This window comes from Rhodococcus sp. BP-332 (assembly GCF_019836065.1).
In the GTDB taxonomy this organism is placed as follows: Bacteria; Actinomycetota; Actinomycetes; order Mycobacteriales; family Mycobacteriaceae; genus Rhodococcoides.
The window spans coordinates 1,128,210-1,153,907 of the sequence record NZ_JABUEC010000001.1 but is presented as its reverse complement, the minus strand read 5'-3'; the positions used below and the strand labels follow the sequence as shown (position 1 = coordinate 1,153,907).

The 25,698-nt window shown below is 67.5% G+C and carries 29 protein-coding genes; 12 read left to right on the top strand and 17 right to left on the bottom strand.

The annotated features are described in order from the left end of the window. The first annotated feature begins 130 nt into the window (after positions 1-130). From HQ314_RS05450 to HQ314_RS21220, 3 genes are read left to right on the top strand one after another with little or no spacing between them, the layout of a single operon-like run. Positions 131-619: a DUF3995 domain-containing protein gene (locus HQ314_RS05450; RefSeq protein ID WP_222649432.1), complete on the top strand. Its 489-nt coding sequence runs from the start codon at positions 131-133 to the stop codon at positions 617-619. Beyond that, a complete protein-coding gene (locus tag HQ314_RS05445; protein WP_261781353.1) occupies positions 616-1,560 on the top strand; it encodes a serine hydrolase in 945 nt (314 codons plus the stop codon). Before HQ314_RS05450 ends, HQ314_RS05445 begins: the two co-directional genes overlap by 4 nt. Beyond that, the gene (locus HQ314_RS21220; RefSeq protein WP_261781352.1) at positions 1,530-2,036 is read left to right on the top strand and encodes a hypothetical protein; all 507 of its coding nucleotides are present in this window, start codon (positions 1,530-1,532) and stop codon (positions 2,034-2,036) included. The genes HQ314_RS05445 and HQ314_RS21220 overlap by 31 nt, the downstream gene beginning before the upstream one ends. Before the next feature lie 55 nt (positions 2,037-2,091). On the opposite strand, the gene HQ314_RS05440 is transcribed toward HQ314_RS21220, so the two are convergent. Genes HQ314_RS05440 through HQ314_RS05430 form a run of 3 tightly spaced genes read right to left on the bottom strand, consistent with a single transcriptional unit; the run spans position 2,092 to position 5,368 of the window. After that, positions 2,092-3,750, bottom strand: a complete 1,659-nt coding sequence (locus HQ314_RS05440; protein WP_222649431.1) for a hypothetical protein — start codon at positions 3,748-3,750, stop codon at positions 2,092-2,094. Further along, a complete protein-coding gene (locus HQ314_RS05435) occupies positions 3,747-4,676 on the bottom strand; it encodes an ATP-binding cassette domain-containing protein (protein WP_374197818.1) in 930 nt (309 codons plus the stop codon). The genes HQ314_RS05440 and HQ314_RS05435 overlap by 4 nt, the downstream gene beginning before the upstream one ends. Continuing rightward, positions 4,670-5,368: a TetR/AcrR family transcriptional regulator gene (locus HQ314_RS05430; protein ID WP_222649429.1), complete on the bottom strand. Its 699-nt coding sequence runs from the start codon at positions 5,366-5,368 to the stop codon at positions 4,670-4,672. Before HQ314_RS05430 ends, HQ314_RS05435 begins: the two co-directional genes overlap by 7 nt. 235 nt (positions 5,369-5,603) lie before the next feature. Here HQ314_RS05430 and HQ314_RS05425 point away from each other — a divergent pair, with 235 nt between their 5' ends. Beyond that, the gene (locus HQ314_RS05425; RefSeq protein WP_222649428.1) at positions 5,604-7,010 is read left to right on the top strand and encodes a cytochrome P450; all 1,407 of its coding nucleotides are present in this window, start codon (positions 5,604-5,606) and stop codon (positions 7,008-7,010) included. Positions 7,011-7,089: 79 nt separating this feature from the next. Here the strand turns inward: HQ314_RS05425 and HQ314_RS05420 are convergent, their stop codons facing one another. After that, positions 7,090-7,785 carry a hypothetical protein gene (locus HQ314_RS05420; RefSeq protein WP_222649427.1) on the bottom strand — a complete coding sequence of 232 codons (696 nt, stop codon included), beginning with the start codon at positions 7,783-7,785 and terminating at the stop codon, positions 7,090-7,092. 247 nt (positions 7,786-8,032) lie between these two features. On the opposite strand from HQ314_RS05420, the gene HQ314_RS05415 reads away from it, so the two are divergent. Next, entirely contained in the window at positions 8,033-8,440 is a 408-nt protein-coding gene (locus tag HQ314_RS05415; RefSeq protein ID WP_222649426.1) for a hypothetical protein, read from the top strand. A 122-nt stretch (positions 8,441-8,562) separates the two neighbouring features. On the opposite strand, the gene HQ314_RS05410 is transcribed toward HQ314_RS05415, so the two are convergent. Together HQ314_RS05410 and HQ314_RS05405 are read right to left on the bottom strand one after the other, a co-directional pair. After that, positions 8,563-8,994: a hypothetical protein gene (locus HQ314_RS05410; protein WP_222649425.1), complete on the bottom strand. Its 432-nt coding sequence runs from the start codon at positions 8,992-8,994 to the stop codon at positions 8,563-8,565. 61 nt (positions 8,995-9,055) lie between these two features. After that, on the bottom strand, positions 9,056-9,232 hold the full coding sequence (locus HQ314_RS05405) for a hypothetical protein (protein WP_222649424.1): 177 nt from the start codon (positions 9,230-9,232) through the stop codon (positions 9,056-9,058). Between the two features lie 735 nt (positions 9,233-9,967). On the opposite strand from HQ314_RS05405, the gene HQ314_RS05400 reads away from it, so the two are divergent. Together HQ314_RS05400 and HQ314_RS05395 are read left to right on the top strand one after the other, a co-directional pair. After that, complete coding sequence (locus HQ314_RS05400; RefSeq protein ID WP_308119230.1) at positions 9,968-10,672, top strand: DUF6745 domain-containing protein; 705 nt, start codon at positions 9,968-9,970, stop codon at positions 10,670-10,672. 29 nt (positions 10,673-10,701) lie between these two features. Beyond that, complete coding sequence (locus HQ314_RS05395) at positions 10,702-11,154, top strand: hypothetical protein (RefSeq protein ID WP_222649423.1); 453 nt, start codon at positions 10,702-10,704, stop codon at positions 11,152-11,154. Between the two features lie 355 nt (positions 11,155-11,509). Here the strand turns inward: HQ314_RS05395 and HQ314_RS05390 are convergent, their stop codons facing one another. Next, the gene (locus tag HQ314_RS05390) at positions 11,510-12,769 is read right to left on the bottom strand and encodes a hypothetical protein (protein ID WP_222649422.1); all 1,260 of its coding nucleotides are present in this window, start codon (positions 12,767-12,769) and stop codon (positions 11,510-11,512) included. Between the two features lie 37 nt (positions 12,770-12,806). Between HQ314_RS05390 and HQ314_RS05385 the strand changes: the two genes are divergently transcribed. Next, on the top strand, positions 12,807-12,974 hold the full coding sequence (locus tag HQ314_RS05385; protein WP_222638522.1) for a hypothetical protein: 168 nt from the start codon (positions 12,807-12,809) through the stop codon (positions 12,972-12,974). Between the two features lie 24 nt (positions 12,975-12,998). On the opposite strand, the gene HQ314_RS05380 is transcribed toward HQ314_RS05385, so the two are convergent. Together HQ314_RS05380 and HQ314_RS05375 are read right to left on the bottom strand one after the other, a co-directional pair. Then, positions 12,999-13,985 (bottom strand): phytanoyl-CoA dioxygenase family protein, encoded by a 987-nt coding sequence (locus HQ314_RS05380; protein ID WP_056448728.1) that lies wholly within the window; start codon positions 13,983-13,985, stop codon positions 12,999-13,001. Next, positions 13,976-14,788 carry a class I SAM-dependent methyltransferase gene (locus HQ314_RS05375; RefSeq protein ID WP_222629860.1) on the bottom strand — a complete coding sequence of 271 codons (813 nt, stop codon included), beginning with the start codon at positions 14,786-14,788 and terminating at the stop codon, positions 13,976-13,978. The genes HQ314_RS05380 and HQ314_RS05375 overlap by 10 nt, the downstream gene beginning before the upstream one ends. A 48-nt stretch (positions 14,789-14,836) precedes the next feature. On the opposite strand from HQ314_RS05375, the gene HQ314_RS05370 reads away from it, so the two are divergent. Further along, the gene (locus HQ314_RS05370; RefSeq protein WP_222649421.1) at positions 14,837-15,718 is read left to right on the top strand and encodes a methyltransferase domain-containing protein; all 882 of its coding nucleotides are present in this window, start codon (positions 14,837-14,839) and stop codon (positions 15,716-15,718) included. Here HQ314_RS05370 and HQ314_RS05365 read toward each other — a convergent pair. Beyond that, on the bottom strand, positions 15,699-16,553 hold the full coding sequence (locus HQ314_RS05365) for an alpha/beta fold hydrolase (RefSeq protein WP_027505550.1): 855 nt from the start codon (positions 16,551-16,553) through the stop codon (positions 15,699-15,701). The genes HQ314_RS05370 and HQ314_RS05365 overlap by 20 nt on opposite strands. 156 nt (positions 16,554-16,709) lie before the next feature. Here HQ314_RS05365 and HQ314_RS05360 point away from each other — a divergent pair, with 156 nt between their 5' ends. Continuing rightward, positions 16,710-18,212 (top strand): NAD(P)/FAD-dependent oxidoreductase, encoded by a 1,503-nt coding sequence (locus HQ314_RS05360; RefSeq protein WP_056448723.1) that lies wholly within the window; start codon positions 16,710-16,712, stop codon positions 18,210-18,212. Between the two features lie 18 nt (positions 18,213-18,230). Here HQ314_RS05360 and HQ314_RS05355 read toward each other — a convergent pair whose 3' ends face one another. From HQ314_RS05355 to HQ314_RS05345, 3 genes are read right to left on the bottom strand one after another with little or no spacing between them, the layout of a single operon-like run. Beyond that, complete coding sequence (locus tag HQ314_RS05355; protein WP_027505552.1) at positions 18,231-18,884, bottom strand: enoyl-CoA hydratase/isomerase family protein; 654 nt, start codon at positions 18,882-18,884, stop codon at positions 18,231-18,233. After that, entirely contained in the window at positions 18,881-19,534 is a 654-nt protein-coding gene (locus HQ314_RS05350; RefSeq protein WP_027505553.1) for a TetR/AcrR family transcriptional regulator, read from the bottom strand. Before HQ314_RS05350 ends, HQ314_RS05355 begins: the two co-directional genes overlap by 4 nt. A gap of 58 nt (positions 19,535-19,592) precedes the next feature. Next, the gene (locus tag HQ314_RS05345) at positions 19,593-20,444 is read right to left on the bottom strand and encodes an NAD(P)-dependent oxidoreductase (protein ID WP_082544688.1); all 852 of its coding nucleotides are present in this window, start codon (positions 20,442-20,444) and stop codon (positions 19,593-19,595) included. A 199-nt stretch (positions 20,445-20,643) separates the two neighbouring features. On the opposite strand from HQ314_RS05345, the gene HQ314_RS05340 reads away from it, so the two are divergent. After that, complete coding sequence (locus HQ314_RS05340) at positions 20,644-21,924, top strand: EAL domain-containing protein (protein ID WP_051613303.1); 1,281 nt, start codon at positions 20,644-20,646, stop codon at positions 21,922-21,924. A 3-nt stretch (positions 21,925-21,927) separates the two neighbouring features. Here HQ314_RS05340 and HQ314_RS05335 read toward each other — a convergent pair whose 3' ends face one another. The 3 genes from HQ314_RS05335 to HQ314_RS05325 form a co-directional block, all read right to left on the bottom strand. Further along, on the bottom strand, positions 21,928-22,398 hold the full coding sequence (locus HQ314_RS05335; protein WP_027505555.1) for a MarR family winged helix-turn-helix transcriptional regulator: 471 nt from the start codon (positions 22,396-22,398) through the stop codon (positions 21,928-21,930). A gap of 30 nt (positions 22,399-22,428) precedes the next feature. Then, on the bottom strand, positions 22,429-23,646 hold the full coding sequence (locus HQ314_RS05330) for an FAD-dependent monooxygenase (protein ID WP_222647444.1): 1,218 nt from the start codon (positions 23,644-23,646) through the stop codon (positions 22,429-22,431). A 100-nt stretch (positions 23,647-23,746) separates the two neighbouring features. Continuing rightward, positions 23,747-24,322 (bottom strand): TetR/AcrR family transcriptional regulator, encoded by a 576-nt coding sequence (locus tag HQ314_RS05325; protein WP_261781351.1) that lies wholly within the window; start codon positions 24,320-24,322, stop codon positions 23,747-23,749. Between the two features lie 98 nt (positions 24,323-24,420). Here HQ314_RS05325 and HQ314_RS05320 point away from each other — a divergent pair, with 98 nt between their 5' ends. After that, positions 24,421-25,041 carry an NAD(P)H-dependent oxidoreductase gene (locus tag HQ314_RS05320; RefSeq protein WP_056448705.1) on the top strand — a complete coding sequence of 207 codons (621 nt, stop codon included), beginning with the start codon at positions 24,421-24,423 and terminating at the stop codon, positions 25,039-25,041. Between the two features lie 9 nt (positions 25,042-25,050). On the opposite strand, the gene HQ314_RS05315 is transcribed toward HQ314_RS05320, so the two are convergent. Next, a complete protein-coding gene (locus HQ314_RS05315; RefSeq protein WP_222649419.1) occupies positions 25,051-25,566 on the bottom strand; it encodes a hypothetical protein in 516 nt (171 codons plus the stop codon). Positions 25,567-25,698 lie beyond the last annotated feature (132 nt).

Here is a 25,698-nt window from a genome sequence, read left to right as displayed (position 1 = left end):
GCATTCCTGGTGTCCCTCGTCGGTCGAGACCTCGTCTGTCTCAGGGTGGGGTCGGGGTGTTCCCGGATGTTCGGGCGAGCGGAACGTTCCTAGTGTCGATCGTGTGCAGACACCCTCGGAGACGACACGCATGAGTATGCCTGCGGCGGTAGCCTTTCTCCTCGCTGCGGCAGCCGGGCTGCTGCATGCGGCCGCGAGCGCGTACTGGGCGGTGGGTGGTCGATGGCAGCTCGCCTCGGTGGGGGACTGGGCGGTGACCCTGGCCGACGACCGACCGGTGGCGAGCGGTCTCGCGCTCGGTGTCGTCGCTGTCGTGAAGGCCGGCGCTGCTGTCCTTCCGTGGGTGAACGAGCGGGTCCGAGGCCACGGTCATCGGCAGGTCCGCATGTGCGGGTGGTGCGCGGGCGGTGCGCTGTTCGTGTGGGGCGCAGTGTCGACCGTGTCCGCGGCAGCGGTGCTCGCCGGCGTCATCGTGCCCGACGGCGGGTACGACCGGACCGCGATGATCGGGCATGCCGTGGTCTGGGATCCGCTGTTCACGGTCTGGGGAGCAGCGCTGCTGACCGGGTTGTGGTCCACCACGCACCGGGCCACAGCGCTGACGGGAGTACGACGATGACCGCGGCACGACGAGTCGTCGCCGTGTTTCTGGGCGTCCTGACACTGCTCGCACTGTCGATCTGCCCAGCGGCCGGTCGAGGGCACGACGAGGAGTCTTTGCAGGGCCTCGTCACTCGGTGGGCCTCGGAGATCGGTGCACCGGGCATGGCCGCACGGATCGTCGACAGCGACGGTGCACGGTCTGCGGCATTCGTGGGAGTCGACGGGGACGGTCACGACATCGACGGGTCGACCCCTTTCGTCTGGGGGTCGGTGTCGAAGCAGTTCGCGGCAGCGACAGCGAGGGGCCTCGAGCGCGAGGGTGTTCTCGACGCCACAAGCCCTGTCGTCGAGGTGGTCCCGCAGGCTCGCCGAGTGCTCTCCGACCCCGCAGTGACCGTCGACGACCTCGTTCATCACACCAGCGGGCTGCCGCACGACATCACCGTCACGGACGAGTGGACCCGAAGGGGTTCCGCGACAGACGCCGTCACCGCCCTCGACGCGCCGAAGGGGGCTGGTCCTCGTGGTGAGTTCCGGTACTCGAGTCTGAACTACCTGCTCCTGCAGGCTGTGATCGAGCAGGCGGCAGGGTCCTCCTACGCGGACGCCGTGCGCCGCGTCGTACTCGATCCCGCCGGTAGTGACGCCATCACCGACCCGCAGCTGTTCGTCGACAGTGTTCCGCGGGGACACGTTCCGTTCTTCGGTTCCACCCGCCCGGTCGACGTCGGTGTCGATTCGGCGGGGTTGGGATACGGCTACCTCGCCGGTTCCATCGATGACGCTATGCGTCGTGGCGACTGCGGGAACGTCACGGCGGCGAAGCCCGGTATCGCGAGGTGCCGACGGCTCAGGGTTCGACCTACGGTGACGGCCTGTTCCACGAGAGGATCGATGGCCACGATGTCTGGTGGCATGCGGGTGCGGTGCCCGGCTACTACACCTACGTCTCTCTGATTCCGTCCCTGGACACAGCAATCGTGGTGGCGGCGAACCGATACGGTGAGATCGAGGCCGATCGACTCGCGGCCGTCGGCTGGAACCTGACGACGTCGGTGACGGGTGGACGGACGAGCGAGCTTCCCGAGTCCTCGGCCTCCACCGTGCTCGGAGCGCTCGCTGCGATCATCGCGACGCTGGTGGTCGGCATCGGCGTTCACTCGGTCCGCATCGTCTCGGGCAGGACGCCCCAGCGGACCAGAGGAGTCGTCGTCGTGCGCGGGGTCGTGGCGGTCGGGGTAGGGACAGCGGCCGCTGTCGCCGTCCTGTTCGGACTGTCTGCGACGACCGGCGCGGGGTTGTCGGTGGCAGGCAGGTGGGCGCCGGACGTGGCTCTGCTGGTGTGGGTATTGCTCGTGGCGATCGCTGCGGCCGCCGTGGTCGACGTGCTCGGGCAGGTCGTGGGGTGCCGACGTGTCCGTGGGGCGCAGTGAGGTCAGGCATCGGGAGTGTTGCTGGTATGCACTCGCCGACGCTCTGTCCCGGCTTTCACACGAGGTCGCGGCGGCGCAGAGCCCACGATCCGGTGGTCAGAAGTGCTGTGGCCACGACGATGAGGATGAACGCGGCGGTGAGTGGAACCGGCGCGCCGACGTCGGCGGGAAGATGCGTGTGCGGTGCTGTGTCGCGCAACCACTGGGGAGCGCCGATGAGGGTACCGAGCGGCCCCAGCAGCAGGTCGAGGACGACTGCGGCCCACCCGACTGCGATCCACCGTCTTCCGAATCCGTATGCGGCCCAGGCGATCGCGGCGACAGCAAGGGTTGCCGGCAGCTGCGACACCGCTCCGACGAGCACGTCGACGACACCGGGGCCGTCTCCGCCAACGGCAGCAGCCCCGGTGACGAGCCCGACACCTGCCAGAAGCAACACGAGGGTTGCCGTGACTGTCGCCGTGGCGGCAGCGGCGAGCAGACGGGACACAGGGGAGACGGCGGTAGCGAGGAGTATTTCCGCGCGACCCGTCCGGTCGTCCTCGCGCAGGTGCCCGACCACGGACACCGCGGCACCCGACGCGGCGATCGCCACGATGCCGAGGACGGTGTCGATCAAGGCGCCGACGAGGCCCGATGACGCCGCCCCCGAACCGCCCCCGATGTCTCGGAGTACGTCACCTGTCGCCCCGGACGCACCCACGAGATCGTCGATGGAGTCGGTGAGCAGCCCGACGAGGAGACAGTAGGCGAAGGCACCGGACATCCACGGCACCAGCGAGGCTCCCATGGTCCGGACGGTGACTCCGAGAGTCGAGATCGGCCATCGTGCGACCGGCGGGCCCGGTCGCGGCTGCACCAGGCCTGCACCCAGATCACGCCTCCGCACGACCGCTGCCGCAACTCCGAGGCCGACCGCACACAGGGCCACGCACGCGAGGAACGGCGATACGGCGCGGTCGCCGAGTGGGTCCACGCGTTCGGCCCACCCCAGTGGTGACAGCCACGTCATCCAGGCGAGTCCGCCCACGGCGTCACCGATCCCTCGGACGAGGTACGCGGTGAGCAGTACGACCGCCGACGTGGCGATGGCCGTTCGCGACGTCGTCACGACCTGGTCGACGACCGCGGCGACACCTGTCGCGGCGAGTCCGGCGCCGACGAACTGGAGAGCGAGGAAAGTCGCGGCCGGCGCGGGCACTCCGGCCAGGGCGGCCGCCGCACCGGTCGACACGCCGGTCGCGACCGCAGCCCCCATGGCGGTGATCGCCGCAGCCGCCAGAGGTGCCGCTGCGCCGATGGCGCCCGCCCGCACGAGCTCCATCCGCCCCGTGGCTTCCGGGCCGCGAAGGTGTCGCGTCACCGTCGCGGCGACGATGATCGCGACGACGAGAAGCGCGAAGGCGCCCACCCGCCAGACGGCGATCTGGGCGATGCCCGATGTGTCGCGAAGCGGGCCGAGAAGGATCCGGAAGACCGCGTTCGCTGCCGAGCCGTCGGCCAGTGCGGCGCGCGATGTCGCATCCGGGTACAGCGGCGCGAGCGACGCCGCGGTCAGCAGGTACAGGACCGGCACCACCAGGACGCCGACCGGGGTCGTGAATCGTTCGGTGCGCAGGGCGAGACGAAGCAGGTACGTGGTTCCGGCGAGCCGGCCCGGTGGGCGGTCGCCGGGGCGATCAGCAGTGTCGCGCCGGTCGGAGAGCGTGGTCATGAACGATCACCGTCGGAGTCGTAGTACCGCAGGAACAAGTCCTCCAGAGACGGTGGCGCCACCGTCAGATCCACGACGCCGAGAGCGCCGAGAGCGGCGACCGCAATGGGCATGTCCGCACGGGTCACGGAGAAGGTGACGCGCCGTCGACCGGTCTCGGCGAACCCGACGACGTCGAGGTCGCTCACGCCGGGGGTTCTCGCCAACGACCCCGGGTCTCCCGTCACCTCCGCTGTCACGTGCACGGTGGTGACATGGCGGAGGTCGGCCAGCGTGCCGCTCTCCACCGTCCGCCCGGCGCGGATGATCGTGACTGTGTCGCAGAGTTTCTCGACCTCGGACAGGATGTGGCTGGACAACAGCACCGATGTTCCCTGGTCGGCGATCTCCCGAACGCACTCGGCGAACACGTTCTCCATGACGGGATCCAGGCCGGACGTGGGTTCGTCGAGGACGACCAGGTCGGCGTGCCCCGCGAACGCAGCGATCAACACGATTTTCTGACGGTTCCCCTTCGAGTAGGTCGAGACACGTCTGGTGGGGTCGAGGTCGAAGCGCTCGATCAGGGACTCGCGTGCCTGGGCGTCCACGTGAGCGCCGCGCATTCCGAGCAGCAGGTCGATCGTCTCTCCTCCGGTCAGGCGTGGCCACAACGCGACGTCGCCGGGTACGTAGGCCAGACGCCGATGGACACTCACGGCATCACGCACCGGGTCTGCGCCGAGCAGTCGGACAGCGCCGGCGTCGCGGTGCACCAATCCGAGAAGAATGCGGATCGTCGTGGACTTGCCCGCGCCGTTCGGGCCGAGGAACCCCGCGATCGAACCTTCGGACACCGTCAAGTCCAGCCCGTCGAGCGCCCGGTGTCGGCCGAATCGTTTGACCAGTCCGGCTATCTCGATCGCATTGCCGGCATCGTTCATGATCGGCTGTCTCCTGTTCCGTCGAGCGGAGAACCTGCGGCGTGGGCAGCGAGGACGGCGTCGAGGGCCGAATTGTCGGTGAGTAGTCCGTGGGTGGCGTACTCGGCGGCGGGCACCATCGTGCGGTCGCTGTAGGCGCGGAGGATGGCGGCACCGTCGGTCGGGTCTGGTGGAGGATTCATCGCCATGTCGATTGTCAGCGTCCCCAGCGCCATCGTGACGAGATAACGGGCGCGCGCTGCCTCGTCGACAGAGGCGCGGACGGTTCCGGCCGCCACCGCAGCCCGCATCGAACTCTCCACGTCATCCACCAGTCGATCGACGAACGTCCGGGCAGAATCCCCACCTTCGGCCATCAGACGAGTGACGTACACCAGTAGCGGTCCGTGTTCGGCCATGGACTGCAGCGTCTCGTTCACCGCATCCCCCACTGCGCCACCGGACGAGTCGCTCCCATCTGCTCCCAGGATTCGGCCGGTGCGATTCCGGGTCGAGTCGAGCACGTGCGCGTCGCATTCGGCACGCAATCCCGCCTTGTTCGTGAAGTGGTGGATGACCAGACCCGGACTCACTCCCGCTCGGACGGCAATCGTTCGAATGGGTGCACCGAAGCCGTCGCTCACGAACACGTCGATCGCGGCGTCGCGGATACGTGCTCGTGCTGTGAGGTCGCGATCGGCGGCGGTTGAACGCATGTTCAATATGCTAAACGTCTATTCAGGCCGCGGCAAGGGTCTGTTCCGCCCGATCCCGCCCACGCCACCGCGCCCGCAGTCGTCTCGATTCGGAGCCAACGGCATTCGGTCCGCCGATGTTTCCCGCGCGACGATCGACGTAGCCTTCTGCAGAGCACTCGAGCACGGCGGCCCCATTCGTCCGATGAGGGCCGGCTGCCGGACTCGTTGATTCATCCACGGCTGGGGGGCCTGCATGACCACGTTCGAGACGACGCGTGCGATACGAGCGAGCGACCGAAAGTTGCCGCATCCGCCGAGGCGCCTGCCTGTGCTGGGAGACGTACTCGATCTTCACGTGACGGAGTCCAGCCAGTGGGGAATGCGCGACGCGCAGAAATACGGCTCGATCTTCGAACGCAACGTCGTCGGCACTCGGGTCACCTACGTGTCCGGGCCCGTGGAGGTGGCTGCGGTCAACGACGAGAAGACGTGGGCCAAGTTCCTCGGTGTGCCGCTGCGGAACCTGCGTTCCGTCGCGGGGGACGGTCTGTTCACCGCCCACAACTCGGAGCCGTCGTGGGCTGCGGCGCACGCCATCCTGGCGCCGGCGTTCACGCAGTCGTCGATGCGCGGCTACCACGATGCGATGGTCGCGAAGACCACTCGGCTACTGGCGTATTGGGACGGACTCGGTGCAGACGCCTGGGTCGATGTTCCTGCGGACACCAACACACTCGCTCTCGAGATCATCGGTGACGTCGCCTTCGGGTACGACTTCGCGTCGTTCGACACCTCCGAGCCCCACGAGCTGATTGCGCGCATCTCGCGCGCCCTGCGTTACATCAACCGCGCGGCCTACTCACATCCGTTGGTGGAGGCCACCGTGTTCCGCCGTCAGCGAGACCAGCACAAGGACGACGTGGTGGCTGTTCGCCGGATCGTCGACGACATCGTCGCAGCACGGCGCGGCAGTCGAGACGGTGGGAGCGACCTGCTCGGTCTCATGCTCGACACGGTCGATCCTGTTACAGGACAGAGACTCTCGGACGAGAAAATTCGAAACCAGATCCTGACGTTCCTCGTGGCGGGGCAGGAGACGTCGGCCGGTGTGTTGGCCTTCGCGCTCCACTTCCTGTCGTTGCATCCTCAGGTCGCGGAACGAGTGCGGGCGGAGGTGGAGCTGATTCGACCCGAGGGCGAGCTTCGTTTCGAGGACGTGGGCAAGCTGCGGTATCTGCGCCGCGTCGTCGACGAGACTCTGCGGTTGTGGCCTGTGGCGCCCGGCTACTTCCGCAAGGCGCGGCAGGACACGTGGGTGGGACCGCATCCATTCGAGAAGGGGGAGTGGGTCTTCGTCGTCCTGCTGCAACTTCATCGTGACGCCGGGTGGGGCAACGATCCCGAGGCGTTCGACCCCGACCGGTTCGAACGGTCGCGGGTACCGGCGAATCTCACCGACCTGTACAAGCCGTTCGGCACCGGAATGCGGGCGTGCATCGGTCGTCAGTTCGCGTATCACGAAATAGTGGTCGCTCTGGCGATGATCGTTCAGCAGCGGACCCTGGTTCCTGAGCCCGGCTACGTTCTGCGGGTGGAGGAGACCATCACGCTGAAACCGCGGGACTTACGCCTGCAGGTCGGCCGTCACGCACCATTCTGACGATCTCTGCTGGATTGAGGAGGACGCTGCGTAGGGCAGCTGACGGGTTGGCGTCGTGCACCGCGCGGGGAGCCAACCGTCAACGGTATTCCCAAACCAGGCGAGTGCCCTCGATGAAGGGTTGGTATTTCGACCACAGTGTGACGCGCATGTCGAAGGTGGTGTTGCGTTCGAGGGAGAACGCCAGTTGCTCGAGCATGGCGCTGAGTGATCTCCACAGCGGAGGCTTCCAGGGTGCGTCCGCGTCGGGGTGGATGTTGACGCACCCGTGCAGGGGGCCTGTCCGAGTGTCGACGAACAGCGTGTCGGCGTTCGACTTGGCGAAAGCCACGAACCCGGGCAGCATCATCGGCGCTGGAGATCCCGCCGGCTTTGCCATCTCTTCGTCCATGTCGATGGTCTCCCCGAATGCCGGGTTCGCGTTGAAGTCGATCCACAGTCGATGATCGCTCAGTAACCTGTCCAGGCTCAGGAGCTCGAAGCCGGGTGGTATCAAAGCGATACCGCGTTGCTCTGGAGTCAGCTCGGCGCGGTGGTAGAGATCCCGCACCTCGTCGGTCCACGGGCACGTCGCCTTCTCTGCCGCCGCGATATCCGCGTCTGTCGCACCGCGAAAACTGACGCCGATATTCGCTTCGAGAATGGCCGACACCCGGGCCCACTGAATGTCGACTGAGCTCGGAGCGGGCGTTCTCAGCAATCTGGCGACATCGCTGGCATCGGCAGAGGTCAGAATGGTGGCAATCTCTGCGGCGTCGAGGTCATCGTTGGCCATCGCCCAAGTCTCCCACGACCTGACTCTTCATCGCCGGATCGTGGCGAAGGCCGCTGGTTGGCGCACAGTGTCGGTCGGCGCTTGTCGCACGTGTCGAGTGCCTGGATCTGTAGGGGTTTGTACGCTGTCGCTCGCGGTGAGTCCGTGCAAGCGTGGAACAGATGCAGACCATCACGCACCGCAGCCCGGCCCACGGCAGGCGTACCGCATCAGTGCATCCAGCTGTCTTGCCGCGACGAGACCGCCGGTGATGGGCGCGCTGCGTACCCGCCGCGACCCGGTTGCGGAACTGGTCTTACTCGCGATCGGTGCGGCGCTGTTCGCGGTCGCCCGCGTGCTCGATCTGGACGGCCTGTTCATCGGGTCGATCTTCCTGTGCGCCTTCGCTGGACTGGCTGCGTTGTTCTCCAGCAGGTTGGCCCAGCAGAGCTTGGGGACGAAGATTGCCGCGACCGTCATCGGGCTCGCAGTGACTGCGTTCGGCGCCGTGTGGATGATCACGCACGCTTCCTCGACCGAGATCTTCTCGCCCGCAATGCTTCTGTACCCCGGTGGAGAAGGTAGGCCGCAACGATCATTCGAGCGCGTGTCCGCCAGCATCCGTAGGTCAGTCCCGTATCGGCGGCGAATGCTCGCAGGATCGTTTTCTTTCTGACTACGGCACCAACAGGAGCTTTCAGCGCTATACGAAAACGATCAACGCTTTCGCCGCGGCCCTGGACAATGCCACCGTGTCGGAAGGACAGTAGAGCCGGAGTGCCCGGACGCACCGATGCGTCACGTACGGCGTTCGCTCTGTCCGAACACACGTCGACGAACGACGGCGCCGGCGACACTACACACCACAGCGCAGACAAGGCCGCTCGCGACGGCGACGCCCGGTGCGAGGGAGGTCAATCCCGCAACGAGTGACACCCATGCGAGGACCACTGCGCCGGTCTCCAGGCGCGCCGCCAGGACTGGCCCTGTTCTCCGTCTGTGCGCCGACACCGCCTTCAGGTACAACCCGTAGGCGGCATAGACCGTGGTGTACGCACCGACGCAGAACGCGAACACACCCATCGCGAACCACCCGGGGACAACGTCGTAGGGAGCGTCGCCGAGGGCGGACATTGCGGCGACCGAGATGGGCACCACCAATGCCGTTCCGATGTACAGGAGGACGGCGAGGCCCAGCACCGAATCCTTGGGCGACGACGTCCACGACATCGCACCACTGTAACCAACTGATCGGTCTAGATCGTGCTCGCCGCTGCCGCGCACGGGCGGGTCACGGCGTGTCCGTGCGAGACCTGACCGAGAGAATCGCTGCGACCAGGGCTCCGACCAGCAGGAGGAGCACCACGTCGTCGCTGCGATCGGCCGCCGACGTGCCTCCCCACGTCGCCACGCGCACGATCACCGCGAGCAGGTAGAGGCCGATCGCGGCGGTGCGTGAATTTCCCATGACGGCACCGTATGCCTGTATCGACGCCGCATCAACGCCGAAGACGAACAAGTGGCAGCGCACGAATGGTCTATCGCTCGACAATGACAGGTCCGGTGCGCTGCCCCTCTGGAGAACTTTCAGCCGAATGTGCCGATCCTGCTGCGGGTATCGGCACCGACTCTTGCGCTGCGTCGCGGGACGTGTCATTCTCGGACGCATGACAACCGGAAAGGCGGACACCGCCACCCTCGCGTGAGCGCCGCAGCAACACCCTTCGCGGTCAGGGCAAGAACCGCATCGTCATCGATTCATCAGATGGCATCCGTACCCACGTTGCGGGACACGTGGCTCGCGCTGGGTGTGTCCACTCTGCCGTCCGACAGGCCGACCGCCGAGGCCGCCGTAGCGGATCTGTACAGGCATGCAGGGTTCCGTTGTCCCGAGTTCGTGTGGGTACCGTCCCCACCGGCTGGCGCCGAACTGATTGTCTCCGAACAGTTGTCGGGTACGAACTCTTTGACGTCCGGTGCTGCCGCCCGAATCGCGTCGACCGTGTCACGGTCACGCGAACGCATGGACAACCGCACGGGTGGGGTGTCGCGACGATGGCCTTCCGACAGTCGCTCCCTCTGGGCTGCACGCACGCAGCCACTGGCGGAGTCCGCGCGGCAAGGGATCGCGCCCGACGAGTTGCTGCGAATCGCGGTGTGGGATTCATTGCGCACCAGCCTGTTCGATGGAGTGGCGGCCGCTGTGCGGTCACTCGTTCAGCGACCGACGGGAAGCGTGGCGTGGTACGGGCAGCAGGAAGCGCACCGGCTCGCGTACTACGACATCCATCGCACACTGGGCATCTCTGCCTTCCGCGGTACGGATCACGCCATCCTCGATATCCAGACAGCCCTCGCGGGGGCGACCGGCTGGTGGTGGGCATTCGACAGTGTCTGCGTCATGTCCGAGCGACCTGGAATTCTTCAGACCGAACCTCTTCCGGGAGCGGTGCACAACGAACGGCGACTGCACGGACAGAACGAGCCCGCAGTCCAGTTCACCGACGGACGATCCGTTCATGTCGATCACGGGACCATCGTTCCCGAGTGGGTGATCACCGAACCCACCGTCGAGCGCATCGCGCGCGAACGAAACATCGAGGTACGCCGGTGCGCCATCGAGCGCATCGGGTGGGACGTCTACATCGACGAGGCCGGACTCGAACTCGTCGACCGGACGGACGATCCGGGAAATGCCGGCGCCCAGCTGTCGCTCTACGCCACGCCGACCAGCTGGGTGGACGACGGCCGAATCCTGCTCGTGGTCAACGGTTCTGTCGAGCGGGACGGTCGGCGGCGACGCTACGGGTTGCCGGTTCCGAACGGCATGACGTCCGCGCTCGACGCCGCCGGATGGACCTACGGCATCACCGGCGACGACTACTCCTGTCTCGTGCGCCGCACGTGACCACATTCCGACGACCCGAGGTGACTTCGATGACCACGACCGTGACTTTGTCCACACTCACGGCCCTGACCGGCCTCGACGTCTTCGACTATCTCGATCGAGACGTGTCGATACCCGTCGTCGACGGGCTTCAAGCTCAGGGCGATCTGATCGTCGTGCCGCGCCCGATGATCGTCCACGTGCAGGCAGTTCGGGGCACGCGGGCCGACGACGTGCCCCTCACCGGCGTCGAACTGCTTCGCAGCGCTGCCGGCGGCAACCCTCACAGTCTCGTCTGCGAGGAAGGCCACTGCATGTGGTCCACTCCGGTGTTCGATCCGAACGGCCTTGCGTTGGGCATCCTCGACACCGAGGTCACGGCGTACTTGATTCATCCCGAACACGGTGCGACAGGAATTGCGCCGGGCTCCTACGTCATCAGCAGGCAACGCGAGCGTGGAGTGGGTCGACACTTCCGATCAGCGCGGTTGGTCGCGGATTGACGCACGTGACCAGCCAGGGGCGCGGCTGACACCGCGCCCCTGGCGACGACAGGATCAGTCGGTGACGGCCACGATCTCGTTCGGAGCGACGTCGAGTTCGCTGCCGACGGTGACGTCGCCGTGTCAGTCGGTCAGAGGCTGCGGGCTGAAGCCCGGCGCGGCGTGGCAGTCGCCTGCGTGTCTCACGATCCGCTCGTGATCGACATGGCCGATCGGGTCGTGAAGCTCGAGGCGGGGCGGGTGGTCCGCTGATGGGCGTTCGAGTGTCACCGATCGACCGTGGATGCCGAACGGGTCATCGATTGTGGACTGTCGCCCCCGTCCACCGGGGTCGGAAGTCCACGACCGCTACGACTCAGGAGGGGCTCTGCTGCTTGTGGTTCCGACGGTCGACACGTGCTGCAACCCCCGCTGCGACGACGGCCGCGCACATCGCCACCACGACCGCGAGTACCGAGCGGGAACCCACGGTCCCGGGTTCGAGAACGAGAATCGGGTCGGCACCACTCGTCCATCCGAACTCGTACGGACGGTCCGGAGGAGCGGACAGTGTGACGACGGCGAGCATGGTCGGGATCAGCAGGCCCACGGAAGTGATCGTCGGATCGGACGGTCGGGACGACAGTAGCGAATAGACGATGGCAGCAGGCAGGACCACGGCATACCCGACGGTGGACACGACGCCGCACGGGAACAGAGCCGACGCGCAGACGAGCGCGAGGATGCAGCAGCCCACCGGAGTGGAGGGTGCCCACCGCGCTGCGAGGGCGCCGACGGTGAAGCCGGCGATCGCGAGGAGAACGAGCCACCACGCGTTCCACACCATTCCTCCGACGAAGGTGCAGGCCACGGCAAGCCCTGCGCACAAGAATGCACCGCTGTCCGCGGAACCGATGGCTGCCCCGACGATCACGACGACCGTCGCTGCCGCGGCCACTGTCCACTGACCGACGGACGCACTGTAGTCACCGAGGAGCGCGTACACGACCCACAGCAGACCGACCGCAGTGGCCATGCGCCAGTGCACAGTTCGGGGACCACGGGTCACGACGTGCGGCATCGAGATCGTGCTCGCGAGTAGCACTGCGGTCACCACGAGCACCGGGATCGGCACGACCGGCTCGGGGAAGAATGCGTCGCCCGGCAGACTCACCGACCATCGGAAGTGGTCCGGATACTGCTGCGCAACGAGTGGGGAGAAGCGGTAGGCCGATGCGGCTCCGAGAGCCAGAGCGACGAATGCGGTGCGACTGGTGTGGGCCAGTGTCACCGCCGTGACGAGGATCAGTCCGGATCCGACACCGGCCACAGTCACGGACCACGCCGTGGAGATGTCGACCGCCGCCGGCGTCGCCAGGACGGCGGTGCCCGCCGCGCCGACACCGGTGATCAAGCCCCGCCGCGAGTGAGTGAACGCCACACGGACAGCCGTCAATACCACCACGACTGCGACGACGCCGGCCCACGCGGGACTGAGGAACACAGAGCTGACAGGAGAGTCGCGCTCTGCCACCATCAGATCGGTGGGCGGGGTGGACATCACCGCGAGACACGCTGTGAAGGCGCCCGTTCCGGCGGCGGCGCTCGCCCGAGGGTCGTACTGTCGCCACTGCACGGCGACCAAACTACCGCGGTGACACACGGAGGCAGCGATGAGTACCGACCACGAGCAGCCGGACGACCCACGCGCCCACTGGCGCGTTCTGCCGCAGACGGTGTCACCGACAGACGACGGAGTGCAGACGCAGACGACGCAGGTCGATCTCGATGTGCCGCCGTCGTTCGATCCGATTCAGGGAATGGTGCGCACGTACCGCTGACGACGGCCGCTGCCGCCGGCCGACTCAGTCCCGGCGACCCACCACCGGGTTGAGCTCGGAGTCCGCGAGTCCGCCCGGCTCGATGCCGGGGAGGAACTCGCGCCACGTACCGCTGATCAGGGTCGGCGATTCCACGACACGGGTGCCGTCGGCGAAGTAGGTGGTGGCGAGTGCTCGACGCGGCTGCGTCGTCCGGTTCGGGCCCGCAGTGTGGAAGCACAGCGCGGAATGGAACGACACGTCTCCCACCGCGAACGGCTCCGCTTCCACCGCGACGTCGCGCTGGAGGAAGCGTTGGGTGACGGCCTCGTCGTACGACGTGCCGACCTTGTCGAACTCCAGATCGGCGACCTCGTCCAACACGTCCCGGCCGCGGGCGAAGGACAGCGGACCCATCCGGCCCGGGATGGCCGACATCGGCATCCACGCGGTGACGGCGTCGGTGGTCTGCAGGGGGAAGTGTTCGGCGTCGTGATGCCACGGCGTGCGCCCGCAGCCGGGCTCTTTGGACAGCGCATTGTCGTGGTACAGGCGAACTCCGGGCACGTCGAGCAGTGCCGCAGCCAGACCGCCGATGCGGGGCGAGAGCGCCACGGTGCGCATCAGGTCGTCGTGGAGCCACATCTGCTCGAGCGCGGTGAATCGCCCGGCGACGTCGTCACCGTGCTCCGCGCGCAGCAACTCCTCGAGTCGCTCGGCGAGGCGGCGCACCACCGCCGGCGACAGCACTGCGGGCAGTCGCACGAAAGCCTGCCGTGCGAAGGCCTCGACGGAAGCGGGATCGAGGGCGTAGGGCTCGGCCAGCTCGCGCTCGATCTGCTCGTCCGTGGCGGCCTCGACATCGGGCAGGCCGGGACCCTCGACCAGTTCGGCGGGCGCCGCATCGTTCGCGGCCAGGGTGACGTACCAGTCCCACCAGTCCTGATCGTCGCCTGCCCAGTCCTGATCGATACCGCCGTCCCGGTTCTGTTCGGGCAGGCGATCATTGGTGGTCGAGTCGTTCAGAGCCACAGCAGCGCCGCCTCGTGCGAGAAGGTGTAGGAACCGGACGCGTCGCGGCAGGAGGCCAGGTACTCGCCCAGCACCGGAGCGGCTTCCATCTCCTCCAGCGACACCGAGTCGTCGAACGCGCAGCGCTGGAGAAAACCTTCGGCGATGCCACGGTCGGAGGTACCGGTCGTGTAGGTGACGCGCTGATCGCGTACGTCCGCGCCGGCTCGTGTCAGTGCGTCGCGCACCTGCTCGGCGGTCGTGTATGGCGTCGCCTCGCGCACCCCGGCGCGGAAGGCGTCGTAGAACGCGAGGTAGTGCGAGGCCGCCGTGGCCTGTGCGATCAGGCCCAGGCCTCCGGGAGCCAGTGCGGCCACGAATCGTTCTGCCGCAGCGTCCAATTCGTCCGGCGGCAGTGCGTAGAGAGCGTGGGTGGCCCAGACGACGTCGTAGCCGGCGTGATCCGCGGGGAGGTCCTGCAGGGTCATCACCAGGTCGTGCCGGGCCGCGAACGGCGCGCCGAGCGCGCCGCGTGCCTCGGCGACGGAGAACGCGGACGGGTCGAGAAGGTCGTAGGCCAGCTCGGGAACCGCCGACAGGTCTGTGTAGCGGCGCAGCGCGGTGGGGAACTTTCCGCTGCCGCACGCCACGTCGAGCAGCGACCAGCCCTCGTGCGCGCGGTCGCCGAGGAGCGTCGGCCAGTCGGCGGCCAACGCCAGCTGCCGGTAGTCCTCGGTCGCGAGAGCGTAGAACGCCTCCATGCCCGTGCGACCGGCTTCGCTCCAGTGCTCGAGGCTGCGCTCTGCTGTGTCTCCGCTGCTCATGTCACTCCTCCTGAAAGGAGCCGACCGCAACACACCGGATGAGGCGTCGTGATTGACTCGTATCTGATGTCCAACATAGCTGCGCCACCGCCCACCGAGCTCGCCGCAGTGCTTCTCGACGGTGTGCGCGCCGTGCGGCGGGTAGCTCCGGCCCTGGCCGGCCTCGAACCCGACTCCTACGCCCGCCTGCATTCCGCTTTCGAACTGCTCTCCGATCAGCGCGATCTGATCGCCGAGCACCTTGCCGGCAGGCTGGGTACCAGGGGGGACGGACCGATCTCGGTGCTGTCTGTGGGATGCGGTGACGGCGTGCTGGACGTCCGTCTCGCCGCCGGTCTGGTGTTGGCGGTGCCAGGGCGCCCCGTGCGGTACGTCGGAATCGATCCGTGGATCGGCAGTGTCGAGCGCTTCACCGCCACGATGGCCGCGCTGGGTGCCGACGAGCTGAGTGCCGACGGCCACGTGGCGTCGTTCGGTGACTCCCCGGTGGACGACGAGACCTTCGACGTCGTGATGTTCGTGCACTCGATGTACTACGTCGCCGATGTCGGGACGACCCTGCGCGCTGCTCTCGCGCTGCTACGTCCCGGCGGCGAACTGTGGGTGGCCGTCGCACCGTCGGCCGAGCTGAACGCGCTGGTGGGAGTTCTCGCACCTCCGCTCGAGGGTCATCGACAGTGGTTCAGCGGTGACGTCGGAGACGCCTTCGTCGACGCCGGGATCGTCGTCGACGACGTGGCCACTCTGCACGCGCTGGTCGATCTGGCGTCCGCGAGCGACGAGGTGCTCGACTTCGCGGTGCAGGCCAGGCTGACCCCCGATCTACAGGGCCCGGTGCGGGCCTACCTCGACGCGGTGTCGGTCCCCGGCGCGGACGGAGGCCTTCGAGTGCCGCATCCGGTGGACGTGTTCACCGCGTCCCGTCACTGACCCCGTCCCGCAGTGCGTCGTCGATCGTCTCGCCCACGGCAGCCGCGCCCACGGCGGTCATGATCGTGCCGGCATGATCGAGGCCGTCCAGTGCTCTGACGGACGTCAGCTCGAGAGCGTCGATGTCCTGCGGCGAGTACATCGGCGGAGACCCTGCCCCGACGCTCCACTGCGCGTGCAGGAATCGGATCGGCACCGTCAGGTCGCGGAACCGCGAGTCACCGAAGAAGACGTCCGTGGCGTCCGCGACGACCGCATCGGTCGACAGCCGGATCGCACCGTCGGCCAGATCATGAGCGGCGTACTCCCGGAGGAGCGGATCGTCACGGTCCAGCAGCGGTAACGACGTCGACACCAGGAAGTCGAGGTAGTCGTCGAGGTCGTCCCATCGCTGCCGCGTTCGCGCGATCCTGTCCTCGAACACGGCCGCGACGGTGTCTCGGGTGAGACCGGCAGGCGGTTCCACCGGCACGCCTCCGTCGACGAGAACGAGACTCTTCGCTCTGGACGGGAACCGCGCTGCGAATTCCACTGCGGCGAATGCACCCATCGACATGCCGCACACGTGCACGGAGTCGAGTCCCAGGGCCTCGAGAACGGCGTCCAGATCGTCCGCGTGACGGGCGAGCGACGACGCGCCCGTGACGTCGACGCTGTCACCGCGGCCGCGGAGGTCCGGCGCGACGAGCGTCAGGTGTGGCGCCTCCGCGTGCAGCCAGTTCCACAGCATGCGCTGGCTGGACACCCCGTGGATCACGAGGATCGGATCGGAGCTGCCCGTGAGTGTCTCGACGGTGATGTGTCCGCCCGACACCGGTACTCGTTCGACGGTCATGGTGCAGACACTAGGAGGTCGGACCCCGTGATGACGGTGGAAGTACGTGCGCTGCACGTTTCGCTGTCCGATTCGGGTCACGGTTGTACCGTCGCAGAGTCACGAGGCCACGAGGGACGCACCTCGACGGCCACACACCGTCGCAGAAGGGGCCTCATGCCCGACACGTCACCGCGCAGGCACCACGAGATCGTCATCGTCGGCGGAGGCTTCTCCGGCCTGGGTACCGCTATCGCGCTCCGCAAGGCCGGTTTCGACGATCTTCTCATCGTCGACGACGGTGACGGTCCCGGCGGCACGTGGCAGTGGAACACCTATCCGGGCGTGGCGGTCGACATCCCGTCCTTCAGCTACCAGTTCTCGTTTGCTCAGCGATCCACCTGGTCGCGCAGCTACGCCCCCGGCCGCGAGTTGCGTGCCTACGCCGAGCAGATCGTCGACGAGTACGGCCTGGCGCCTCATCTGCAGTTCGGCACGCGCGTACACGGGGCCTCGTTCGATGCGCCGTCCGCGACGTGGTCGATCTCGACCAGCGCCGGCGACGTGACGGCACGCTGGTTGATCCACGCGGGCGGGCCGCTGAGCCAGCCCAAGCTCCCCGACATCGAGGGCATCGACACCTTCGAGGGCGCGACGATGCACACCAGCCGGTGGAACCACGAGGTCTCGCTGGCCGGTAAGCGGGTCGGCATCATCGGTACCGGCGCGACGGCGGTGCAGGTGGTCCCGGAGATCGCACCGGAGGTGGACCATCTGACGGTGTTTCAACGCACGCCCATCTGGTGCCTGCCGAAGCCGGACTTCCCGCTCGGCCGAATGGGACGCGCGAGTCTCGAGACAGTCCCCGGAGTCCGGCAGATCGCCCGCCTGGCGAGCCAGGCGTTCGTCGAGGCGACGTTCCCGGTGCTGGCGCACTTTCACAAGTGGGTTCCCGCCACCGCGGCTCTCCAGGTCGCCGCGCGTCGGTACATCGCCGCACAGGTACACGATCCGGCCACACGGGACGCCCTGACTCCGACCTACGCGCTCGGGTGCAAACGGCCGAGTTTCCACAACTCGTATCTCTCGACGTTCAACCGGGACAACGTCTCTCTGCAGACGACGTCCATCGAGGCGATCACGCCCGGCGGCATCCGCACGAGCGACGGCGTGCAGCACGAGCTCGACGTGTTGGTCCTCGCCACCGGATTCAAGGTCACCGACAGGGACGCACTGCCGACGTATCCGCTCACCTCCGCCGACGGCACCGATCTGGCGGAGCACTGGGACGCCGAGAGGTTCCACACCTATCAGGGCGTCGCGACGGCGGGCTTTCCGAACTTCTTCACCGTCTTCGGCCCCTACGGATACAACGGCGCCTCGTTCTTCACCCTGGTCGAGAACAGTGCCGCGCACATCGTGCGTGTCCTGACCGAGGCTCGTCGACGCCGGGCCACCTTCGCCGAGGTGACCTCGGCGGCGCAGGAGCAGTACATGAGCGCGATACTGGCACGTCGGTCGTGGCAGGTCTTCACCGATCCGACGTGTGCCGGCGCCAACAGCTACTACTTCACCGCGAACGGGGACGTGCCGTTCCGGGCGTCGACCACTCCCGAGGCGGCATGGCGCAGCCGCCGATTCCCCCTGGCCGACTACGCCTTCGGTGGACGGGCGGGCTGATTGCCGCCGAGGTCGAACTCAGCTCGCGCGCAGAGCCGCGACGACCGGCGCGAACATGGTGGTCTTGATCGCGCCGAGGGTGCCGCGGTCCTTGCCGGCAATGGGCGTGATCCGCTCGATCGCGGCACCGACGACCTCGTCGTCGGGGGCGATGGCGTCGACGAGTCTCGCGGCCAGTGCGTCGTCGCCGCCGTAACGGTGCCCCGTGGTCATCGCGACGACGGCGTCCTGCGGTGACAGCTTCGCCTGGATCAGCGCCGCCATGCCCGGGGTGAAAGGAATGTTGATGTCGACCTCGGGGAAGCAGTAGTAACCGCGATCGGCTCGCATGGTGCGGAAGTCGTGCGCCAGAGCGAACATCGCGCCGGCGCCGAAGGCATGGCCGTTGACGGCGGCGACGGTGGGGAGCGGGAACGTCAGGATGCGGGCGAACAGAGCGTGCACGCGGCCGACGTACCAGTCGGCGCGCTCGCCGTTGGCCATGAGCCAGTCGAGGTCGAGTCCGTTGGAGTAGAACTTTCCGGTGCCGACGGTGACGAGTCCGCGGGCGTCGGCTTCGACCGTGTCGAGCTGGGCGCCGACGGTGTCGAGCCAGTCCGGGGAGAAGCGATTCTCGTCGTCCCCGAGGGTGAGGACGGCGATGCCGTCGCGGAGGTCGAGGGTGGCGGTCATGAGGAGGCCTTTCGTGTGGGCGGGGCGTGATCCGTGGTCGGTGGGGGCAGGGCGAGAATGCCGCGGACGGCGGCGGCAAGTCGTTCCCGGGCGGCGATGTCGGGTGATGTGGTGCCGCGCAGCAACAGTGCTGTCGGGAGCCCGACGACGCAGTCCTTGACGACGGCGACGCTCTCACGATCGGCGCGGTTCCACAGGGCTCGGGAGAGTTGGACGAGCAGTGCGGCCAGTGTCTCGTCGAGGGTGCGCAGGTCTGCGGCGACCTCGTCGGGCAGGTCGTCGGTGCCCAACAGCTCTCGCCGCGAGACCGTCATGAGAAACCGTGCTGCGACGGGTGATTCGGCGAGGAAGGCAGCCGGTGCGTCTGCGGCTGCCACGACGGCCCGGACGGCGGAGTCACGTCCGGGTCGGTGCTCGAGTGCCGTGGTCACCGCATCGTTCTGCAGAGTGAGCATCCGACGTGCGTCACGGACCCACACTCGTCCGAGGAGGCCCGCTCGTGACCCGAACGCGTGATAGATGGCGCCGTTGGAGATCGAGGTGCGCTCCGACATCGCGCGGATCGTGACGGCGGAGGCGCCGGAGTCGACCGCCAGCGACTCGGCGGCGTCCATCAGCGCGTCGAGGTCGTGGAGGCGGGGGCGAGGCACCACCGAACCATATCAGAGCATGTGCTCTGTTACGGCACGGTGGTCGCCGGCGGGTGCCTCAGGCGGGTGGTCGGTAGCCCGGGGGATTGGGCTCGTCGACCCAGATGTCCACTGCGAGGTCGCCTCCCGGCGTGCAGTCGTATGCCGACAGGTCGGTCACGCCCGACTCCAGCAGGACGTCCTCGCACAGCAGAGTCTGTCCCGTGTAGTCGCGGGCCGGTCTGCTCAGCACCGCGTACGCCGCGTCCGCGTAGATCTCGGGCTTCCGTGCCTCGCTCATCGCCTTGTCGCCGCCGAGCAGGTTCTGCACCGCGGCGGTCGCGATGAACGTGCGAGGCCACAGCGTGTTCGATGCGATGCCGATCTCCCGCATCTCCTCCGCGATTCCCAGGGCGCACAACGTCATCCCGAACTTGGCCATCATGTAGGGGGTCGGCACGAGCCACCGTTGTTCGAGGCGCAAGGGCGGTGAGAGCGTGAGGACGTGCGGGTTGTCGCGGCCCTTCATGTGGGGCAGGCACGCCTGCGACACGGCGTACGTCCCGCGCACCTGGATGCCGTTCATCAGATCGAACTGTTTGAGAGCAACCTCGTCGATGGATCCGAGGTTGATCGCCGAGGCGTTGTTGATGCAGATGTCGATGCCACCGAACTGCTCCACGGCGGCGCCGACGGCGGCCTGCACCGCCTCGCCGTCACGAACGTCTCCGACGATGGGCAGCGCCTGCCCGCCCGCCTCCTCGATCTCCGCGGCCGCGGTGTACACGGTCCCGTCGAGCTTGGGGTGGGGTTCGGCAGTCTTGGCCAGCAGTGCAATGGTGGCGCCGTCCGCTGCGAGGCGCTTCGCGATGGCCAGCCCGATGCCGCGGCTGGCCCCGGAGATGAACACGGTCTTACCCGAGAAAGTCATGAGGCATCCGTCCTTCGTCGATGTCGCGGTGAACGGTGAGTACCGCGGACTCCTCGGACCGTAGCAGAGCGGATGCTCGGTTACTCGAACCCTGATCAGCTTCCCGACACGCGCGGGACCCGTAGGCTGGGGGTGATCACAGCCGCTCCGTAGTCGAGCGGCGGCGGACCAACCCCGGAAGTCCGTCGGAGAGGGTGGCGTGCAGCGCATCGTCGATCCCGAATCCCGCGCGGTCGAGGCCGTCCTGGCGGACGTGTGGGGAGCGCGATCGGTGTATCAGCCGATCGTCGACCTGGACTCCGGGGTGGTGGTCGGTTACGAGGCGTTGGCTCGGTGGCCCGCGGTACCCGGTGTGGATGTCGGACGGGTATTCGACGAGGCGGCGGATCGAGGTGTGGTGCGTGAGCTCGACTGGGCATGCCGACTGGCCGCACTCTCCGGTGCCGCGGAGGCCGGTCTGAGTACCGAGTACAGCGTCTTCATCAACGTCGAACCGCACAACGGGCCCGTCATACCCGACTTCGCACGGAGAATGCTCGACAGCTTCGACCGGCCGATCAACGTCGTGATCGAACTGACCGAGAGGTCGCTGCTGTCCGATCCCGCCACGTTGCTGGCGGTGGTCGACGCTGCTCGACGACTCGGGTGCTCGGTGGCCCTTGACGACGTCGGGGCCAACGAGGCCACGGTCACCATGCTGGAGTTCGTGGCACCGGACATCATCAAGTTGGACTGCACGCTGGTGCAGTCCGATCCGAGTCCGGCACAAGCGCGTGTCATCGCTGCGGTGCGTGCGCACGCCGAGTTCACCGGCGCGACGATTCTCGCCGAGGGTGTGGAGAACGAGGAGCATCTGGCCCGTGCCAGAGCGCTCGGTGCCACCCTGGGGCAGGGCTGGCTGTTCGGCCGACCCGCGGCGTTGCCGTCCGACACGTCGCGACGCCGCGACGTTCTCGACCGGACGCCGTCGGTGGTGTCACGCAGACGGTCGTCGGCCGGTTCCGCAGTGCCGGAGGTGCCGTCCGACCTGTTCGGGGAGATCCCACCCCTGGTGGGGCGAAAAGCGTTCGTGCTGAGCATGGCTCGTGAGATCGAGGACCACGCCCGCGGCGCTGTGGACCCACTCATCGTGCTCTCGGCATTCCAACGTGCCCGGTGGTTCGCGCCGAACGTGGTCGACCGATACGCCGATCTCGCGGCCCTGCACCCGTTCATCGCCGCGCTGGGGGTGGGCCTGCCGGACGAGCCGGCCCCCGGAGTGCGCGGTGCCGCACTGGATGCAACAGAACGATTCTCGGGCGAGTGGACGGTGACGGCGGTGGGCCGGCACTACTTCGCGGCGCTGATCGCTCGCGACCTCGGCGATGTCGACGTTCCCGACGCTGATCGGCGATTCGAGTTCATCCTCACGCACGACCGTCGTCTGGTCGTGTCGGCGGCACGGTCGCTGATGAGGCGCGTGCTGCCGTCTCGCGGATGATCCTCACGCGTCCTCGACGTGACCTTCCGCGTCGGAGACCCCCGGCAGCACATCGGCGAATCGAACGAGGAATTCGCTGATCGCGTCCACGGTGTCGGCGTCGTAGTCCCCGAGTGCAGTGTCGAGCGCCGCCGAGGACCGTCGAAGAAAGGGGTCGATCCGCTCGTGGGCGGCCTCGGTGGCCCGCAGCGTCACGGATCTGCGGTCTCTGCTCTCGCGGTTGCGGGAAACGAACCCCCTCTCTTCCAGCCGGTTGATCAACGCCGTGGTGGCACCGGAGGTGAGGCCCACCCGCCTCGACAGCGCCGCGGGAGTCAGCGGGCTGCCTTCGCGTTCGGCCCAGATCACCTCTCCCAGTGCGGTTCCGTCCGTGGTCGGCAGGTCCATCCAGCGGGCGAGGAGATGCGCCGATTCCTGGTACCTCACCGCGTACAGCCGGAGGGCCTGGAGAACGCGCGTCTGGGGTGAGGTCATCGGTGGGTGGTCTTTCCCGCGTGGGCGATGTCAGGCACGGAGACGAGGGTATTCCGCGAGGCGGGGAACATGCTTCTCGCTCGTCAGGAGGGTCGACTGGAACAGTCTGCGCACGGGCGCCGAAGCCGCCACGCGGTGGCCGACGCGGAGTGCCCGCACTCCCGTGGGAGACATCGGATGCAGCAGCTTCGCGCCGCCGCGGGGGAGTCCTTGCGCGCTGTCGGCGTAGCCACGCATGAGCTCCTCGTAGCGAGCGAAGGCGAGATCCGGTCGATCGGGGTGCGCGGCCAACTCGCCGGTGAGGATGTGCGCTCCGACCAGGGAGAGTGTGGTGCCCATTCCGGTCGGACCCGAGCCCCAAGCGGCATCCCCGACGAGCGCCACCCTGCCCTTGCTCCAGGTGGAGACGAGTACCTGTTCCATGCGCTGGGTGTAGAACTCGTCCGGACGGGCCGCGAACCCCGCCACGATGCGGTCCGTCTGCCATCCGGCACCGCGGAACCGTTCACGCAGAATCTCCACTTGGGTTGCCACGGGCAGTTTCTCGAAGCCGAACGGCTCGGACCGGAAGGACATGCTCGCTCTGATGGTGCCCTCGTTGTCCGGCCTGACGGACGCGACGCGTCCGCGGGTCGCCGTGTACCAGTCCCACGTGTTCACGTCCTCGGGACGCCGATCGAGGGTGCCGTAGGTGATGCTCACACCGAAGTCGCGCAGCTCGGTCTCGGCTCCGAACATCAGGCGCCGTGTGCGAGAACTGCGTCCTTCGGCGACGAGCACCAGGTCGAAGCGCTCGGTGGATCCGCTGTCGAAGGTCACGTCGACACCGGAGGCATCCTGCTCGACGGCGGAGATGAAGTCACCGAAGCGGCGTTCGACACTGTCGGGGACCGCGTCGACGAGGATCTGCGCCAGTCGGCCCCGCAGGATCTCGATCTCCGCGGTGGGGCCGTCGCGACCCTCCTCGCGAGGGAAGACCGCGGAGGGTTCTCCGCGCTCGTCGACGAAGCGGGTGCCTTCTTCCCCGGTGAGGTGCTCCATGATCGAGTGATCGACACCCATGCGTCGGACGATCTCTCGGCCGAGGCCGCGAATGTCGATGTTCTGTCCCGTCTCACGCGGCGACGCCGACCGTTCGAGCAGGGTGACGTCGAAACCGGTGCGTGCAAGCCCCCATGCGACAGTCGGGCCGGCAACACTCGCGCCGGTGACGAGGACGCGGACGGGGCGCTGCTGTGAGGCGGTCACGGTCGAGCCTTTCGATGGGGGGTCGAGGCCGACCCGCCACCACTATAGCTTCACTGTGAAGTAACTTTACCATGAAGAGTCCTTTGCGGCCTCGTCTCGGTCAGTCGGCGACGCGTCGACGGCTGCGTTCCACTCCGTCGACGATGGTCGCTGTCAGTTCGTCGTACGCCTCCCGAGTGTCCAAGTTTCCCGCAGCTGCTTCTGCCGAGAGTGCCTCCGCTGCACCGAGAACGGCGGTCATGGTCGACGCCGGAAGCACTCCCTCGGCGAACGGTTCGAGGAATGATCGACACCGATCCGAGTAGGCGGCGTCCGACCGGCGCTTGTAGTCGGCCAACTCGGGTGCGCCTTCCAGGGCCGCGGCGACGCCCGCCAGTTCGCGCCCGTGGGTGACCACGCAGTCGACGTGCGCCGTGGCGATGGCGCGCGCTCGCTCGGCAAGTGAGTGCTCGACCGCGTCGAGCGCCTGCTCCAGTGCGAATGTCTGCGTCGCGTCGTACGCCTCGAACAAGGCCACCAGCAAGGCTGCGCGTGAGGGAAAGTGACTGTACACAACAGGTTTGGTGATACCGGCCGCGTGCGCGAGTCGACCCAGCGTCAGCGCGTCGGCGCCTTCCTCGCGCACGATCGTCCAGGCCAGGGTCACCAGTTGCCCGTGGCGATCCTCTCTCGTCATTCGCACCCGTGCCATCGACACCGCCTCGTCTCTTATGTACCGTTGGTAACCTACCACCGGTAACCTACTGATGGTACATCCCGACCGAGAGGATCATCATGACCGCGCTCGTCGTCGTCGCCCACCCCGACACCACGTCCTTCACCCAGCGTCTCGCTCGCTCCGTCGCCGATCGACTCACCGAGGACGCCGTGTCCACCGCTGTCGCCGACCTTCATGCCGAGGGCTTCGATCCACGGTTCTCGCTCGAGGACCGCGCCGGATATCCGGCGGGTGGGACTCCTCCTGCGGATGTGCTCGCCGAGCAGCGTCGCCTGGACGGTGTCGACGACCTGGTTCTGGTCTTTCCGGTCTACTGGTGGTCGATGCCCGCGCTCCTCAAGGGGTGGGTCGATCGCGTCTTCACCGACGGGTGGGCATTCGACACCGGAGTCACGCCGACCGGACGCAGGCTCGACCACCTGACCGTGCATCTGGCCATGGTCGCGGGGGAGGACGCCGAGGGATTTGCTAAGCGCGGCTACGACACCGCCCTGTCCACCCAGATCATCACCGGCATTCTCGGATACACCGGCGCGCGAACCGGGCACACGGGAATCGTCCACGACGCGGAGACGCGCTCACGTGACTCCCTCGCCCGGGAAGCGCGGGCGATCGTGGACGGCGTGGCGGCCCGGGTCCGTTCCTCGGCGGCGGAGGCTTCCGGTGCGCGGGCGTGAACTCGGTGGCTAGGCCACCGTGAAGCGAACCGTGTTGCCCGCGGGGTCGAGCAGGGTGGTGTTGAGTGGAGCGTCCGTGGTGAGGGTCAGTCCCGCTCTGCCGGAACCGATGTCGATCGCGATCTGCTCGGTCCACTTCCTGCCCGCGGGTGGGACCGTGCCGATGGCGGCCGACTCGAGATGGACCATCCAGGTCCCGCCTGTCGGCTTCGCGCCGCTGTAGGGATCCACGCGAGGTGCGTCGGTGTTGTTCATGTTCACGTAGACGGCCAGTGGGCACGCGTCGGTGACGAACGTCCTCCAGGTCAGAGTGACTACAGCGATGCCGGGCCTGTCGTGGGGTGTGTACAAGTCGCCACCCACCTCGCCGGCGCACGGCAACGACATTCCCCGGCCCAGTGAGATGTTGTACGGGAAGGGTGTGAACTCCTGGTGGTGGGCCGATGCGAGGCCGGGTGATGTCGCGAGTACGCCGACGACTGCGGAACCTGTGACGGCCAGACGTCTGAACCACGAGGAAGACACGAGTGGCACGATACGGGACGAAAGGGACCAGGGTGGTGGGTGAGCGCGAGTCCGGTCGGCGTTGCGGTGTCGTTGACGCATCGTGACCGTTCACACATGCTCGGGCCCGAGCTGGCACCACAATGCTGTCGG

What these genes read in the sequence shown, in the direction of transcription:
- HQ314_RS05450 (WP_222649432.1), top strand. Translation starts at nt 131, where the DNA reads ATGAGTATGCCTGCGGCGGTAGCCTTTCTCCTCGCTGCGGCAGCCGGG.
- HQ314_RS05445 (WP_261781353.1), top strand. Translation starts at nt 616, where the DNA reads ATGACCGCGGCACGACGAGTCGTCGCCGTGTTTCTGGGCGTCCTGACA.
- HQ314_RS05440 (WP_222649431.1), bottom strand. Translation starts at nt 3,750, where the DNA reads ATGACCACGCTCTCCGACCGGCGCGACACTGCTGATCGCCCCGGCGAC.
- HQ314_RS05430 (WP_222649429.1), bottom strand. Translation starts at nt 5,368, where the DNA reads ATGCGTTCAACCGCCGCCGATCGCGACCTCACAGCACGAGCACGTATC.
- HQ314_RS05425 (WP_222649428.1), top strand. Translation starts at nt 5,604, where the DNA reads ATGACCACGTTCGAGACGACGCGTGCGATACGAGCGAGCGACCGAAAG.
- HQ314_RS05420 (WP_222649427.1), bottom strand. Translation starts at nt 7,785, where the DNA reads ATGGCCAACGATGACCTCGACGCCGCAGAGATTGCCACCATTCTGACC.
- HQ314_RS05410 (WP_222649425.1), bottom strand. Translation starts at nt 8,994, where the DNA reads ATGTCGTGGACGTCGTCGCCCAAGGATTCGGTGCTGGGCCTCGCCGTC.
- HQ314_RS05405 (WP_222649424.1), bottom strand. Translation starts at nt 9,232, where the DNA reads ATGGGAAATTCACGCACCGCCGCGATCGGCCTCTACCTGCTCGCGGTG.
- HQ314_RS05395 (WP_222649423.1), top strand. Translation starts at nt 10,702, where the DNA reads ATGACCACGACCGTGACTTTGTCCACACTCACGGCCCTGACCGGCCTC.
- HQ314_RS05385 (WP_222638522.1), top strand. Translation starts at nt 12,807, where the DNA reads ATGAGTACCGACCACGAGCAGCCGGACGACCCACGCGCCCACTGGCGC.
- HQ314_RS05375 (WP_222629860.1), bottom strand. Translation starts at nt 14,788, where the DNA reads ATGAGCAGCGGAGACACAGCAGAGCGCAGCCTCGAGCACTGGAGCGAA.
- HQ314_RS05365 (WP_027505550.1), bottom strand. Translation starts at nt 16,553, where the DNA reads ATGACCGTCGAACGAGTACCGGTGTCGGGCGGACACATCACCGTCGAG.
- HQ314_RS05360 (WP_056448723.1), top strand. Translation starts at nt 16,710, where the DNA reads ATGCCCGACACGTCACCGCGCAGGCACCACGAGATCGTCATCGTCGGC.
- HQ314_RS05355 (WP_027505552.1), bottom strand. Translation starts at nt 18,884, where the DNA reads ATGACCGCCACCCTCGACCTCCGCGACGGCATCGCCGTCCTCACCCTC.
- HQ314_RS05345 (WP_082544688.1), bottom strand. Translation starts at nt 20,444, where the DNA reads ATGACTTTCTCGGGTAAGACCGTGTTCATCTCCGGGGCCAGCCGCGGC.
- HQ314_RS05335 (WP_027505555.1), bottom strand. Translation starts at nt 22,398, where the DNA reads ATGACCTCACCCCAGACGCGCGTTCTCCAGGCCCTCCGGCTGTACGCG.
- HQ314_RS05325 (WP_261781351.1), bottom strand. Translation starts at nt 24,322, where the DNA reads ATGACGAGAGAGGATCGCCACGGGCAACTGGTGACCCTGGCCTGGACG.
- HQ314_RS05320 (WP_056448705.1), top strand. Translation starts at nt 24,421, where the DNA reads ATGACCGCGCTCGTCGTCGTCGCCCACCCCGACACCACGTCCTTCACC.